Source organism: Streptomyces alkaliterrae, assembly GCF_007097205.2.
In the GTDB taxonomy this organism is placed as follows: domain Bacteria; phylum Actinomycetota; class Actinomycetes; order Streptomycetales; family Streptomycetaceae; genus Streptomyces; species Streptomyces alkaliterrae.
In genome coordinates this window covers 17,188-31,369 of the sequence record NZ_VJYK02000005.1, presented here as the reverse complement: position 1 = coordinate 31,369, position 14,182 = coordinate 17,188, and the positions used below count along the sequence as shown (strand labels likewise).

At 71.2% G+C, this 14,182-nt stretch carries 13 protein-coding genes; 2 read left to right on the top strand and 11 right to left on the bottom strand.

Going from position 1 to position 14,182, the window contains the following annotated elements:
• Position 1 precedes the first annotated feature (1 nt).
• Positions 2-577 (bottom strand): dienelactone hydrolase family protein, encoded by a 576-nt coding sequence (locus FNX44_RS01195; protein ID WP_143646000.1) that lies wholly within the window; start codon positions 575-577, stop codon positions 2-4.
• A 109-nt stretch (positions 578-686) separates the two neighbouring features.
• On the opposite strand from FNX44_RS01195, the gene FNX44_RS01190 reads away from it, so the two are divergent.
• The gene (locus FNX44_RS01190) at positions 687-1,739 is read left to right on the top strand and encodes a mechanosensitive ion channel family protein (protein WP_143645999.1); all 1,053 of its coding nucleotides are present in this window, start codon (positions 687-689) and stop codon (positions 1,737-1,739) included.
• Between the two features lie 93 nt (positions 1,740-1,832).
• Here the strand turns inward: FNX44_RS01190 and FNX44_RS01185 are convergent, their stop codons facing one another.
• The 3 genes from FNX44_RS01185 to FNX44_RS01175 are packed head-to-tail and all read right to left on the bottom strand — an operon-like array spanning position 1,833 to position 4,291.
• Positions 1,833-2,783: an RluA family pseudouridine synthase gene (locus FNX44_RS01185; protein WP_143646013.1), complete on the bottom strand. Its 951-nt coding sequence runs from the start codon at positions 2,781-2,783 to the stop codon at positions 1,833-1,835.
• A gap of 55 nt (positions 2,784-2,838) precedes the next feature.
• On the bottom strand, positions 2,839-3,426 hold the full coding sequence (lspA, locus tag FNX44_RS01180; RefSeq protein ID WP_323368996.1) for a signal peptidase II: 588 nt from the start codon (positions 3,424-3,426) through the stop codon (positions 2,839-2,841).
• A gap of 34 nt (positions 3,427-3,460) precedes the next feature.
• Positions 3,461-4,291 carry a TraR/DksA family transcriptional regulator gene (locus FNX44_RS01175; protein ID WP_143645998.1) on the bottom strand — a complete coding sequence of 277 codons (831 nt, stop codon included), beginning with the start codon at positions 4,289-4,291 and terminating at the stop codon, positions 3,461-3,463.
• Positions 4,292-4,775: 484 nt separating this feature from the next.
• On the opposite strand from FNX44_RS01175, the gene ileS reads away from it, so the two are divergent.
• Complete coding sequence (gene ileS, locus FNX44_RS01170; protein WP_143645997.1) at positions 4,776-7,922, top strand: isoleucine--tRNA ligase; 3,147 nt, start codon at positions 4,776-4,778, stop codon at positions 7,920-7,922.
• 209 nt (positions 7,923-8,131) lie between these two features.
• Here ileS and FNX44_RS01165 read toward each other — a convergent pair whose 3' ends face one another.
• The 7 genes from FNX44_RS01165 to FNX44_RS01135 form a co-directional block, all read right to left on the bottom strand.
• The gene (locus tag FNX44_RS01165) at positions 8,132-9,208 is read right to left on the bottom strand and encodes a DivIVA domain-containing protein (protein ID WP_143645996.1); all 1,077 of its coding nucleotides are present in this window, start codon (positions 9,206-9,208) and stop codon (positions 8,132-8,134) included.
• Positions 9,209-9,257: 49 nt separating this feature from the next.
• Positions 9,258-9,542 carry a YggT family protein gene (locus FNX44_RS01160; protein ID WP_143645995.1) on the bottom strand — a complete coding sequence of 95 codons (285 nt, stop codon included), beginning with the start codon at positions 9,540-9,542 and terminating at the stop codon, positions 9,258-9,260.
• 66 nt (positions 9,543-9,608) lie between these two features.
• On the bottom strand, positions 9,609-10,229 hold the full coding sequence (locus FNX44_RS01155) for a cell division protein SepF (RefSeq protein WP_143645994.1): 621 nt from the start codon (positions 10,227-10,229) through the stop codon (positions 9,609-9,611).
• A 122-nt stretch (positions 10,230-10,351) separates the two neighbouring features.
• Positions 10,352-11,098 carry a YggS family pyridoxal phosphate-dependent enzyme gene (locus tag FNX44_RS01150; RefSeq protein ID WP_143645993.1) on the bottom strand — a complete coding sequence of 249 codons (747 nt, stop codon included), beginning with the start codon at positions 11,096-11,098 and terminating at the stop codon, positions 10,352-10,354.
• Positions 11,095-11,769, bottom strand: coding sequence for a peptidoglycan editing factor PgeF (gene pgeF, locus FNX44_RS01145; RefSeq protein ID WP_323368995.1), 675 nt, complete (start codon positions 11,767-11,769; stop codon positions 11,095-11,097). The genes FNX44_RS01150 and pgeF overlap by 4 nt, the downstream gene beginning before the upstream one ends.
• A gap of 76 nt (positions 11,770-11,845) precedes the next feature.
• Positions 11,846-13,096 carry a cell division protein FtsZ gene (ftsZ, locus tag FNX44_RS01140; RefSeq protein ID WP_143645992.1) on the bottom strand — a complete coding sequence of 417 codons (1,251 nt, stop codon included), beginning with the start codon at positions 13,094-13,096 and terminating at the stop codon, positions 11,846-11,848.
• Between the two features lie 271 nt (positions 13,097-13,367).
• Positions 13,368-14,084 carry a cell division protein FtsQ/DivIB gene (locus FNX44_RS01135; protein WP_143645991.1) on the bottom strand — a complete coding sequence of 239 codons (717 nt, stop codon included), beginning with the start codon at positions 14,082-14,084 and terminating at the stop codon, positions 13,368-13,370.
• Positions 14,085-14,182: the final 98 nt, after the last annotated feature.

Below are 14,182 nucleotides of genomic sequence, written 5' to 3'. Positions count from 1 at the left end.
CTCAGTCCAGTTCGGCCAGGAACGCCTCGGCGGTGCGCCAGGTGGCCTCGGCGGCCTGGGCGTCCCAGTCCGGCAGCGAGCTGTCCGTGTAGAGGTGGCCGGCCCCCGCGTAGCGGTGGACCTCGACCTCGGCGCCGGCCCGGCGCATCCGCAGGTACCAGGCGTTCAGCCAGTCGTGCGGCTCGAACGGGTCGGGGTCGGCGACGTGCAGCTGCACGGGGAGCTCGTCCACCGAGGCCGCCTCGTGGATGTCCGAGGTGCCGTGCAGCAGGAGCAGTCCCCGCGCGTGCTCGTCGGCCAGCGCGAGGTTCTGCGCGATGGAGCCGCCGAGGGAGAACCCGGCGTAGACCAGGCCCTGTCGGGACCGGGAGGCGGTGGCGGTTACCGCCCGCTTGAGGAGTTCGTCGCGCCCGATCTCCTCCTTGACGGCGAGCCCGTCCTCGACGGTCTCGGTGGTCCGCCCGTCGTAGAGGTCCGGGGTCAGCACGTCGTGCCCGGCCGCCCGCAGCCGTTCGGCGGCCTCCAGCACGGCCGGCCGCAGGCCGTAGGCGGAATGGAACAGTACGACGTCGGCCACGGTGTCACTTCCTTCACAGCTTGGGCGATCGGCCGGCTCACGGCGCGTTCACCCCCATCCTGCCAGGTACGGTCTCTGGTGCCGGTTTCCCAGTGAGGAGTTCGATCAGATGGAATACGTGCTGCGGCCGACGCTGGTGTTCGGCGGCGCGCTTGTCCTCTCCTGGCTCATCGCCTGGGCCGTCGACCTGGTGCTGGTGCGGGTGAACGCCAGACATCCGGAGACCCCGATGTGGGGGCTGCTGCGCCGGGTGCGCGTGCCGCTCCAGGCGCTGCTCTTCGTCGCGCTGGTGCGTGGGTTCTTCGAGAGCACCAAGCTGGTGAAGGAGCATCAGGAGGTCGTCCGGCTCTGGCTTTCGCTGATCCTGATCGCCGCTTCCGCGTGGCTGGCGCTGCGGGTGCTCGCCGCGGTCGTGGAGACCGTCACCGTCCGGTACTCCGGGGTCGCGCAGGACCCCGCCCGGATACGGCGGGTGCGGACCCAGCTGACGCTCATCCAGCGGCTGGCGACGGCCGTCGTCACGGTGGTCGCGGCGGCGGCGATGATGCTGCAGTTCGACGCGATGAAGACGGTCGGCACCTCGATGCTCGCCTCGGCCGGTGTGCTGGGCATCGTGGCCGGTATCGCCGCCCAGTCCACGCTCGGCAACCTCTTCGCCGGGCTGTCGATCGCCTTCGGCGACATGGTCCGCATCGGGGACGTCGTCGTGGTGGACGGTGAGTGGGGCACGGTCGACGAGATCACCGTCTCCTACCTCGTGGTGCTCACCTGGGACGAGCGGCGCATCACCATGCCGGTGTCGTACTTCACCAGCAAGCCGTTCGAGAACTGGTCGCGCGGCGGTCCGCAGATGACCGGCACGGTCTTCCTCCACCTCGACCACACCACGCCGATCGCCGAGCTGCGCGCCAGGACCGAGGAGGTCATCCGGGCCAGCGACCACTGGGACGGGCGGAACTGGGGTCTGGTCGTCACCGACTCCACGCCCTCCACGATCGAGGTCCGGGCGTCGATGACGGCCCGCACCGCCGACGACATCTGGGCGCTGCGCTGCCAGGTGCGGGAGGCGCTGGTGACCTGGCTCCAGGAGAAGCACCCGCACGCCCTGCCGAGGGTCCGGGTGGCCCGGGAGGACGCGTCGCCGGAGGAGAAGCGGATCTGACGACGCCACCCCGGCAGGACGACGCCGGCCCCGCCTCGGCGGCGGGGCCGGCGTCGTGCTCGGCGGCCGGTCGTGCTCAGTGGCTGGTCGTGCTCAGTGGCTGTCGGCGCGGACCGTGTCCAGCGCGTGCTGGAGGTCGTCCGGGTAGGTGCTCTCGAACTCCACCCACTCGCCGTCCGCCGGGTGCTCGAAGCCCAGCCGCACGGCGTGCAGCCACTGGCGGGTGAGCCGCAGCCGCTTGGCGAGCGTGGGGTCGGCGCCGTAGGTGGTGTCGCCGACGCAGGGGTGGCGGTGGGCGGACATGTGCACCCGGATCTGGTGGGTGCGGCCGGTCTCCAGCTTGATGTCGAGCAGGCTGGCCGCGCGGAACGCCTCGATCAGGTCGTAGTGCGTCACCGAGGGCTTGCCGTGCGCGGTGACCGCCCACTTGTAGTCGTGGTTGGGGTGGCGGCCGATGGGGGCGTCGATGGTGCCGCTCATCGGGTCGGGGTGCCCCTGGACCAGCGCGTGGTAGCGCTTGTCGACGGTGCGTTCGCGGAACTGCTGCTTGAGCCTGCTGTAGGCGCGCTCGGACTTGGCGACGACCATCAGGCCCGAGGTGCCGACGTCCAGTCGGTGCACGATGCCCTGACGCTCGGCGGCGCCGGAGGTGGTGATGGTGTAGCCGGCGGCGGCGAGACCGCCGATCACGGTGGTGCCCGTCCAGCCCGGGCTGGGATGGGCGGCAACCCCGACGGGCTTGGAGATGACCACGATGTCGTCGTCGTCGTGGACGATCTCCATGCCCTCGACGGGCTCGGCGACGATGCTGACCGGCACCGGCGCGCCCGGCATCTCGACCTCGATCCAGGCCCCGGCGGACACCCGGTCGGACTTCCCCGCCTCGGCTCCGTCCAGTCGGACCTTGCCCTCCGCGGCCAGTTCGGCGGCCTTCGTGCGGGAGAACCCGAACATCCGGGCCAGGGCGGCGTCGACGCGCTCGCCCTCCAGGCCGTCGGGTACGGGCAGTGTTCTCACTTCGGGGGGCGACGCAGGCGCGGGGATACTCACCTGCTCGAGTATGCCGGACCGCCGCCGCCCCTCGGACGGCGGCGGGCTGTCACTTGCCGTGCACGGTGCCGTCCGGGTCCAGGCCCCGGAAGGAGAGGATCACGATCAGGATGCCGCCGCAGACGATGGCGGAGTCCGCGAGATTGAACACCGCGAAGTGCGCCGGGGCGATGAAGTCCACGACCTCGCCCCGGAACACGCCCGGGGAGCGGAAGATCCGGTCGGTGAGGTTGCCCAGCGCGCCGCCGAGCAGCAGACCGAGCGCGATCGCCCACGGCCTGCTGTACAGCTTCCGGGCGATGCGCAGGATCACCACGATGACAATCGCGGCGATCGCGGTGAACACGATCGTCAGCGCCTCGCCCATGCCGAACGCCGCGCCCGGGTTGCGCACGGCGTGGAAGCGCAGGAGCGTGCCGATCACCTCGATCGCCGGCTCGTGCTCCAGCTTCGCCACCACGATCAGCTTGGTGACGAGGTCCAGCGCGTAGGCCAGCGCCGCCACGCCCAGCAGTATGGCGATCCGGCGCGGCCCGCGGGCGGTGCCGCCGCCCGCCTCCTCGGCGCTGTCGTCGGCGCCGTCCTTGGGCGTCCTGTCCGGGACTTCGTCGATGGCCTGCTCCGCCTCTGATGTCACGGGACGAGCGTACGACACGCCAGGGGCGCGGCGATCAGCGGCGTTCCTGCTTCTGCTTGCAGTCCACGCACAGCGTCGCCCTGGGGAACGCCTGCATCCGGGCCTTGCCGATCGGGTTGCCGCAGCTCTCGCAGAGCCCGTAGGTGCCGGCCTCCAGCCTCTCCAGCGCCCGCTCGGTCTGGTACAGGATCTCCCGGGCGTTGCCGGCCAGCGCCAGCTCGTGCTCCCTGGTGATGTTCTTGCTTCCGGTGTCGGCCTGGTCGTCGCCGGCTCCGTCGCCGGAGTCCCGCATCAGCCCGCTGAGCGCCTCCTCAAGGGCGGCGATCTCGCTGCGCCGGCGGCCGGCCTCCTCCTCGAGCTCCGTCCTGGCGTCGGCGACCTCCTGGTCGGTCCACGGCTCCTCGCCGCTGCGCACCGCCAGCTCGCCCGGCGCGACCGCCGTCGCGCTGCGCGCCGGCGGCACCGCGGACGTCTGGTCGGTCGTGCTCTTCTTCGCAGCCACCTGCTCGGCTCCCGTCTGCTCCTCGGCCCTCGCGGCCGTCTTCTTCGCGGTGGTCTTCTTCGCGGTGGTCTTCTTCGCCGCTGTCTTCTCGGCGGCCGTCTTCCCAGCGGCCGTCTTCGCCGCCGTCTTCCTGGCGGTGGTCTTCTTCGCTGCCGTCTTCTTGGCCGCCGTCTTCTTCGCCGCCGTCTTCTTCGCCGCCGTCTTCCCGGGGGTCGCCTTCTTCGGGGTCGCCTTCGCCGCCTTCTTCGCCGTCGCCTTCCTGGCGGCCGTCCTCTCCGTGGCCTTCTTCGCCGCCCCGGCGGCGGGCTGGTCCGGCTCTTCGTCGGGCGCCGGATTCCCCTCGGCGGACCTGCTCGCAACCATGGCCGCGATCCCTTCACATATTGTGATCTTGCTCGCGAATCGTGCCGGAACGATAAATCCACCAGAACCGTGCGGCAATGGGGCACGCCGGACAGATCGGCTTCTGTCCTCGGCCGGCTCGAAAGCTCGCGAGGGCGTTGTGCCCTGTCCCGCCGGAGGGAAACCGTTCGGCGGCGGGCCGTGAGGGCCCTTACACTGGGCGACAGCGAAAGGCGATGAAGGGGACGAGTAGCGTCCGAACGCGGCCAGCAGCGAACCGGGGACGGTGTGAGCCCGGGGCCGGCGCGGACGTGAAGATCACCCCGGAGCCGCCGGAAGAAAGCTCCCGCCCCGCGCGTGGGCGAGTAGAACCGGCACGCTGTCCTCAATGAGAGGGCGGTGGGAGGCGTCCCGCCGCCAAGGAGGGTGGTACCGCGGGAGCACCGCCGTTCGGCGGATCTCGTCCCTCTGACGGAAGTGGTCATGTCCGCCGGAGGAACGTCAGATGAGTCCGACTCCGCTGTACCGCCAGGTGCCCGCGCAGGTCGATCTGCCAGAGCTAGAGCACGCCGTGCTGGACTTCTGGCGGGAACAGAAGATCTTCAACCGCTCACTGGAGCAGTCCGAGGGACGCCCGGAGTGGGTGTTCTACGAGGGCCCGCCGACCGCCAACGGCATGCCCGGCGCGCACCACATCGAGGCGCGGGTCTTCAAGGACGTCTTCCCCCGCTTCCGCACCATGCAGGGCTACCACGTGGCCCGCAAGGCCGGCTGGGACTGCCACGGCCTGCCGGTGGAGCTGGCCGTCGAGAAGGAACTGGGCTTCAACGGCAAGAAGGACATCGAGGCCTTCGGCATCGCCGAGTTCAACGACAAGTGCCGCGAGTCCGTCACCCGGCACACCGACGCGTTCGCCGAGCTCACCGAGCGGATGGGCTACTGGGTCGACCTCGACGACGCCTACCGGACGATGGACCCGCAGTACATCGAGTCGGTCTGGTGGTCGCTCCAGCAGATCTTCGACAAGGGCCTGCTCGTGCAGGACCACCGGGTCGCCCCCTGGTGCCCGCGCTGCGGCACCGGGCTGTCCGACCACGAGCTGGCACAGGGCTACGAGACGGTCATCGACCCCTCGGTTTACGTGCGCTTCCCGCTGACCTCCGGGCCGCTGGCCGGCGAGGCCGCGCTGCTGGTGTGGACGACCACGCCGTGGACGCTGGTCTCCAACACGGCCGTCGCCGCCCACCCCGAGGTGAGCTACGTCGTCGCGACGGACGGCAGCCAGAAGCTGGTGGTGGCCGAGCCGCTGCTGGCCAAGGCGCTGGGCGAGGGCTGGGAGGCCACCGGCGAGCGGTTCACCGGTGCCGAGATGGAGCGCTGGAGCTACCAGCGGCCGTTCGAGCTGGTGGCGGTCGAGGGCGCGCACTTCGTGGTCAACGCCGAGTACGTGACCACCGAGGACGGTACGGGCCTGGTCCACCAGGCCCCGGCCTTCGGTGAGGACGACCTCAGGGTCTGCCGCTCCTACGGCCTGCCGGTCGTCAACCCGGTCCGGCCCGACGGCACGTTCGAGCCCGAGCTGGCGCTGGTGGGCGGCCAGTTCTTCAAGAAGGCCGACGAGGCGCTGGTCGCCGACCTGGAGGCCCGCGGGCTGCTCTTCCGGCACCTGGCCTACGAGCACAGCTACCCGCACTGCTGGCGCTGCCACACCGCGCTGCTCTACTACGCGCAGCCGTCCTGGTACATCCGCACCACCCAGGTCAAGGACGCGCTGCTGCGGGAGAACGAGCGCACCAACTGGTTCCCCGAGTCGGTCAAGTACGGCCGCTTCGGCGACTGGCTGAGCAACAACATCGACTGGGCGCTGTCCCGCAACCGCTACTGGGGCACGCCGCTGCCGATCTGGCGCTGCGGCGAGGACCACCTGACCTGCGTCGGCTCGCTCGCGCAGCTCTCCGAGCTGACCGGCCGCGACCAGAGCGGCCTCGACCCGCACCGGCCGTACATCGACGAGGTCACCTTCCCCTGCACCGCCGAGGGCTGCTCGCTGACGGCCGAGCGGGTGCCCGAGGTGATCGACGCCTGGTACGACTCCGGCTCGATGCCGTTCGCGCAGTGGGGCTACCCGTACCGCAACAAGGAGCTGTTCGAGCAGCGCTACCCGGCGCAGTTCATCTCCGAGGCGATCGACCAGACCCGCGGCTGGTTCTACACGCTGATGGCCGTGGGCACCCTGGTGTTCGACCGGTCGTCGTACGAGAACGTCGTCTGCCTCGGCCACATCCTGGCCGAGGACGGCCGCAAGATGTCCAAGCACCTGGGCAACATCCTGCAGCCGATCCCGCTCATGGAGCGGCACGGCGCCGACGCGGTCCGCTGGTTCATGGCGGCCGGCGGCTCGCCGTGGGCGGCGCGGCGGGTCGGCCACGGCACGATCCAGGAGGTCGTCCGCAAGACGCTGCTGACCTACTGGAACACCGTCGCCTTCCAGGCGCTGTACGCGCGCACGTCCGAGTGGGCGCCGGGCGAGGGCGACCCGGTCGTCGGCGACCGGCCGCTGCTGGACCGCTGGCTGCTGAGCGAGCTGCACGCGCTGGTGGACCAGGTCACCCGGGCGATGGAGTCCTACGACACCCAGCGCGCCGGCAAGCTGCTGTCCACCTTCGTGGACGACCTGTCCAACTGGTACGTGCGCCGCTCCCGTCGCCGCTTCTGGCAGGGCGACCCGGCGGCGCTGCGCACCCTGCACGACGTGCTGGAGACCGTGACGCGGCTGATGGCGCCGCTGGTGCCGTTCATCAGCGAGCGGGTCTGGCAGGACCTCGTCGTCCCGGTGACGCCGGGCAGCCCGGAGTCCGTGCACCTGGCCGGCTGGCCGACGGCCGACCTCTCGGCGGTGGACCCGCAGCTGTCGGCCGACATGCTGCTCGTCCGGCGGCTGGTCGAGCTGGGCCGTGCGACGCGCGCGGAGTCCGGCGTCAAGACCCGCCAGCCGCTGTCCCGGGCGCTGGTCGCCGCGCAGGGCTTCGAACTGCTCGACGACGACCTGCGGGCGCAGATCGCCGAGGAGCTGAACGTCAGCCGGCTCGCCTCGCTGTCCGAGGTGGGCGGTTCGCTGGTGGACACCACCGCCAAGGCGAACTTCCGGGCGCTCGGCCGGCGGTTCGGCAAGGGCACCCAGCCGGTGGCCCGGGCGATCGCCGAGGCGGACGCGGCGGCGCTGTCCACGGCGCTGCGCGCCGGCACCGCCACGGTGGAGGTGGAAGGCGAGACGATCGCGCTCTCGCCGGAGGAGGTCATCATCACCGAGACCCCGCGCGAGGGTTGGTCGGTCGCCTCGGACACCGGCGCCACCGTGGCGCTGGACCTGGAGATCACTCCGGAGCTGCGGCGGGCCGGTCTGGCGCGGGACGCGATCAGGCTGATCCAGGAGGCCCGGAAGAACTCCGGTCTGGACGTCGCCGACCGGATCGAGCTGCGCTGGCGTGCCGGTTCGGACGGTGAGATCGCGGCGGCGATGACCGAGCACGCCTCGCTGATCGCAAACGAGGTGCTGGCCACCCGACTCACGGAGGGCGAACCGGACGAGTCGTTCGGCCAGGCATTCGAGGACGAGCAGCTCGGCCTCACGTTCTGGCTCCGCCGGGCCTGAGCGCCGGCCCGGGGCCCGGTGCCACCAGGTACCGGGCCCCGGACCTGTCGGGCGACCGCGGCGCGACCCGGGCCGCGTCGGTCGTGCGCCGTCGGCCGCCCGCCGCGGCGCCGGTTGGCCGGAAACGGCCGAGGGCCGGACCCCCGGTGGGGGTCCGGCCCTTCGGATATATGCCGACGTCCTACTCGGACGCGCTCAACCGCGCCTGCTCAGCTGTCGTCCTCGTCGATGAGGAAGCCCCGCATCGGCGAGGGCGCCTGGCCCATCGGCTGCGGGCCCTGCGGACGCACCGGCGCCATGGGCTGGGTCATGGCCGGGGACATCTGCTGCTGACCGCCGTAGGTCTGGCCGCCGCCCTGGGTGTGGTGGCCGCCGTGCCCGGCGCCGCCGCCCATCGACGGGTTGCCGCCCATGGTCTGGTGACCGCCCATCGTGCCGCCACCGCCACCGGTGGAGGCGCCGGCCGAGGCCATCGACGGCGAAGCCGGCAGTGAGGGGGCCTGCGGACTGCGCGGCGGGGCCAGCGAGTCGTCGGCCTGGCTCTCCAGCTGACGCAGCTGGCTCTCCAGGTAGGACTTCAGGCGCGTGCGGTACTCCCGCTCGAAGCCGCGCAGGTCCTCGACCTTGCGCTCCAGCGTGGCGCGGGCGGACTCCAGGGAGCCCATCGCGACGCGGTGCTTCTCCTGGGCGTCCCGCTCCAGGGCGTCGGCCTTGGCGCGGGCGTCGCGCTCCAGACCCTCGGCGCGGCTGCGGGCCTCGCCGACGATCTTGTTGGCCTCCGAGCGGGCCTCGGCGATCGCCTGGTCGGCGGTCTGCTGGGCGAGGCTGAGCACCCGGGCGGCGCTGTCGTTGTTCTGCTGGGGCATCTGCGGGGCGCCCATGGGGCCGCCCGGCCCACCGGGACCCATCGGGCCGGGACCGTGCGGTCCGCCCTGCGGGCCACCGGGTCCTGCGGGCAGCTGCGGCGCGCCGGGCAGCTGGGGCGGTCCGCCCATCTGCTGCTGCCCCGGCGGCACCGGCTGCGGACCGGATATGGCCGGCGGCACGGGGCCGCCCTGCTGGGGGCGCTCCTGCGGCTCGGGCTTGCGCATGTTCTGCTGGTTCTGCGCGGCGGCGCGGGTGGCCGCGGCCAGCTTGGCGCGCAGGTCCTCGTTCTCGCGGAGCAGGCGGGTCAGTTCGGCTTCGACCTCGTCCAGGAAGGCGTCGACCTCGTCCTCGTCGTAGCCTTCTCGCAGACGGACGGTCGTGAACTGTTTGTTCCGCACGTCCTCGGGGGTCAGCGGCATCTCTTCACCTCAACGTAGGTCATCGGCATATCGGCAAGACCGTACTCGTTCACAGACTGGCCACGATGCTGATCAGGATGTAAACGATGATCATCAGTACGAAGAAGGACAGGTCGAGCGCCACACCCCCGAAGCGCAGCGGCGGGATGAACCGCCGCAGGAGCTTGAGTGGCGGATCAGTGACAGTGTAGGCGGCCTCGAGAACGACCACCATCGCCTTGCCGGGCTGCCATGAGCGGGCGAACATGAACACGTAGTCCATCACCAGCCGGAAGATCAGGACCACAAGAAAGCATTGCAGCGCAACGAGACTCACTTGCTGCACTGTCCCCATCGTGTGCTTCCCTCTCCCCTTGGCTGGTGTGCCCGGCCCGCTGACCGGGGCTTGTCTGGTGTTGTATCAGCTCTGGTTGAAGAACCCGCCCTCTGCGATGCGGGCCTTGTCCTCCGCCGTGACATCGACGTTAGCAGGAGACAGCAGGAAGACCTTCTGGGTCACCCGCTCGATGCTGCCGTGCAGACCGAACACCAGACCGGCCGCGAAGTCGACGAGACGCTTGGCGTCGGTGTCGTCCATCTCGGTCAGGTTCATGATCACCGGCGTGCCCTCGCGGAAGTGTTCCCCGATGGTACGGGCCTCGTTGTACGTCCTGGGGTGGAGTGTGGTGATGCGGTAGGGCTCCCGCTCGGAGACGACCTTGGGCATGATCACTGGTGCGTTCTTCTCCAGGTTGGGACGTTCAGGTGTGATGGACGACACGGGTGCGATCCTGCTGACCCGGCCCGCGTCGGGCACCAGAGCGGGAGATTGATCACGTTCGCGCTGGGCCGGCGGGTGGACCACCCGGACCGACTCCTCGGGCTCGGGATCGTGGACCTGCTGGTGGTTCTGCCGTCGGCGGTCCCGGTCCGGATCGGGTTCGGGCTCGAACTCGTCGTCGGGGTCGTACCCCCGGCCGTCATACCCATCGTCCTCCACGAGGCCGAGGTAGACCGCCATCTTGCGCATCGCGCCGGCCATGCTCCGCTTCCTCCGCTCTGTGGTGGATCGGCTCCGTCATCGGCGACCAGGATCCACGTGACCTGCCCGTTACAGTCGGAAATGACCATATTTTCTACGGTGGTCCGACTTGCTTGGCGACGTTACCGGAGCCGGGGTCGGACTCCGAGTACCGCACTGCCGACACGTACATGTGTCGCACCGGCCGCGACGGCGTCCTCGAGGTCCGAACTCATGCCCGCCGACACCATGTTCGCAGTCGGCTCAAGACTACGCAGGCTCCGGGAGATTTCCATCAGCCGCTCGAACGCCTCCCGGGGCCGGCCGGCGTAGGGCCCGGCGAGCGGGGCGACGGTCATCAGACCGGCAAGTCGCAGCCTCGGTGCCGCCCTGACCTGCTCGGCGAGTTCGAGTACCGCGTCCGGCGCGACGCCGCCGCGCCCGGCGCCCTCGTCCGCCTCCTTGTCCAGGGCCACCTGGAGCAGGCAGTCCAGCTCCCGGCCCTGCCGCTGGGCGGCGCTGGAGAGCGCGGTGACCAGTCGGCCGCGGTCCACCGAGTGCACGACGTCCGCGTAGTCGGTGACCGAGCGCACCTTGTTCGTCTGGAGCTGGCCGACGAAGTGCCAGACCAGGGGGAGGTCGGAGCACTCGGCCGCCTTGGCCGCCGCCTCCTGGTCGCGGTTCTCCGCGACGTTGCGAACGCCAAGATCGGCGAGCAGTCGCACATCGCTCGCGGGGTAGGTCTTGGTGACGACGATGAGGGTCACCTCCGACCGGTCGCGGCCCGCCGCCGCGCAGGCGTCGGCGATGCGGCGCTCCACGGCTTCGAGGTTGGCGGCGAGTTCGTCCCGGCGGTCCTTCTCGGTGACGGGCTCCAGCGGTTCGGTCATCGGTTCGACTCCAGCCACACGTAACTGCCCAGCCTGCCGGTGACACGCTCCCGGCGGTAGGAGAAGTGGTCCTTCGACTCCAGGGTGCACACCGGTGGCGCGTCGACCGCGCGCACCCCGAGCGCGTCGAGCTGCGCGCACACCCCGGCCGCCACGTCGACCGCCGGCGTACCCCAACTCGTGGTGGCGTACGCCTGCGGAACCACGGCGGCGACCTCGTCGCGCATCCGCTCCGGCACCTCGTAGCAGGCGCCGCAGACCGAGGGGCCGAGCCCGGCCTCGATGCGGTCGGGCCGGGCGCCGAGTTCCACCATGGCCTCGACGGTCGCCGGGACGACTCCGGCCACCAGACCGGGACGGCCGGCGTGGGCGGCGCCGATGACGGCTGCGACCGGGTCGGCGAGCAGTACGGGTGTGCAGTCGGCGGTGAGCACCGCCAGCGCGAGCTCGGCCCCGGCGTGCACCACTCCGTCGACGGGTGGCGTGTCGCCCGGGGGCCAGGGGCGGTCGACGACCGCGACGTCCCGGCCGTGCACCTGGTTCATCCAGACCACGCGTGCCGGGTCGAGGCCGAGTTCGGTGGCGGCCCGGGTCCGGTTGGCGGCGACGGCGGTCGGCTCGTCGCCGACGGCCCCGCCGAGGTTGAGGCTGTCACGGGGAGCGGCGCTCACCCCGCCCCACCTGTCGGTGAAGGCGAAGTGCGCGCCGCCTGGTGTCCGGTTGACTATCACTGTGGTGCGGGCCGGACTACTTGAGGAAGTCCGGTACGTCCAGTTCCTCGGCCGGGCTCTCCTGGTAGGGCCGGGCGGAGGGGACCTGGGGGCTGCTCGCGCTGGGCGCGGGCACGTCGCCGACGGGGCTGACCGGACTGGCCGGGCTGATCGGGGACGCCGGCTCGCTCTCCTCCTCGCGGGCGGGCACCGCGCCGAGGCCGCCGAAGGCGGAACGCTCCGGCTCCGGCTCGGTGCGGCCGGCCGTGGCGGAAGCGGTGGACTCCTCCTTGCCGCCGCCGTAGGAGCCGAGCACCTTCTCGCGGTTCTTCGCCGGCGGCTGGCCGCCGTCGAAGCCGGCGGCGATGACGGTGACCCGCACCTCGTCGCCCAGCGCGTCGTCGATGACCGCGCCGAAGATGATGTTCGCCTCGGGGTGGGCGGCCTCGCTGACCAGCTGCGCGGCCTCGTTGATCTCGAAGAGACCGAGGTCGGAGCCGCCGGAGATGGAGAGCAGGACCCCCCGGGCGCCGTCGATGGACGCCTCCAGCAGCGGGGAGGAGATGGCCATCTCGGCCGCCGCCACCGCTCGGTCGTCCCCGCGCGCGGAGCCGATGCCCATGAGAGCCGAACCGGCCTCGGACATCACGGACTTCACGTCGGCGAAGTCGAGGTTGATCAGGCCGGGGGTGGTGATCAGGTCGGTGATGCCCTGCACACCGGAGAGCAGGACCTGGTCCGCCGACTTGAAGGCGTCCAGCACGCTCACCTGGCGGTCGGAGATCGACAGCAGCCGGTCGTTCGGGATGACGATCAGCGTGTCGACCTCGTCGCGCAGCGCGGCGATGCCGTCCTCGGCCTGGTTGGCGCGCCGGCGGCCCTCGAAGGTGAAGGGCCGGGTGACCACGCCGATGGTCAGCGCGCCGAGCGAGCGGGCGATGTTGGCCACGACGGGCGCGCCGCCGGTGCCGGTGCCACCGCCCTCGCCGGCCGTGACGAAGACCATGTCGGCGCCCTTGAGCACCTCCTCGATCTCCTCGCGGTGGTCCTCGGCGGCCTTGCGGCCGACGTCCGGGTTGGCGCCGGCGCCCAGGCCCCGGGTCAGCTCCCGACCGACGTCGAGCTTGACGTCGGCGTCGCTCATCAACAGGGCTTGCGCATCGGTGTTGATCGCGATGAACTCGACGCCCTTGAGACCGACCTCGATCATCCGGTTGATGGCGTTCACGCCACCGCCGCCGATCCCGACGACCTTGATGACTGCGAGGTAGTTCTGCGGTGCTGCCACGTCGAAGGCCTCTCGCCTCGAGTTACGTGTCGACGCCCGAGGGTCGCGGGGCGTCGACCTATGCCGATGGGCCGGTCCGGATGCCGACCCGAACCCTAACGGTCAAGTTTAGGGTTACCAGTGTCCGTACTTCTGTGAGTCTTCGGAACGGACACTAAGTCGACAAGCACTGCGCGTTCAACGAACACGCCGAACCTCCCGTTTTTCTTTTCACCCTATGTGATCAGCCGTTGCGGTAGCCAACCAGGGTGCTGGCCTGCACACATGTGCGTCAACTCCCCGACACCGCCGGGGCACTGGGGACGCTCACGTCGAAGTACCCGACGCCCGCGCGTTTTTTGTCCGCCGCCAGCAGGGCACGCAGCGCACGCGCCTTCGCGGCACCGTACTCGCTGCTGCCCCACATCACCACGCGGTTGCCGCTCAGCTCCAGCCGGATCGAGTCGAAGGACCGCACCCGGATCACCTCCGTGCGCCGGCGCACCTCCGGCGGCAGGTCGCCGGCGACGACCACCGCCTCCGCACGCAGCCGGTGCCGGTCGAACCGACCGCCGCCGACGCCCCTGTCCGGTTCCACCACCAGTCGCGGCACACCGCGCGGCCGCTTGTCGGTGGTGGCGTACCGCAGCCCGGTGCGGTCCACCTCGGTCCAGCCGCCGCCCGGACGTTCCATCACCACGCGGGGGGTGCGCTCGACGACGTCGATCCGGACGCCCTTCGGCCAGTCGCGCACGACCTCGACCGACTCCACCCGGCGCAGTTCCTCGCGCACCCGGGCGGCGACCGCCGCCCGGTCCACACCGGCCAGCGGCTCCCCCGTCGGCACGGCCGCCGCGTCCAGCACCTCGTCCTCGGTCAGCTTGTCGAGGCCGCGCGCCGAGACCTGCTCGACCCGGAACCAGGACGAGCCGTACAGCGCCCACGCGCCGAAGCCGAGCACGGCCGCGATCAGCACGGCGACCGCCACCAGCGTGCGGGTGGAGGGCATCGGCGCCGGGCGCCGGGGCTTCGCCGATCGCGGCGGCGAAGCGGGGCCGGAACGTGGGGAGTTGTCCCGGCCACGTGCCGTGGTGGTCCCGCCGGCCG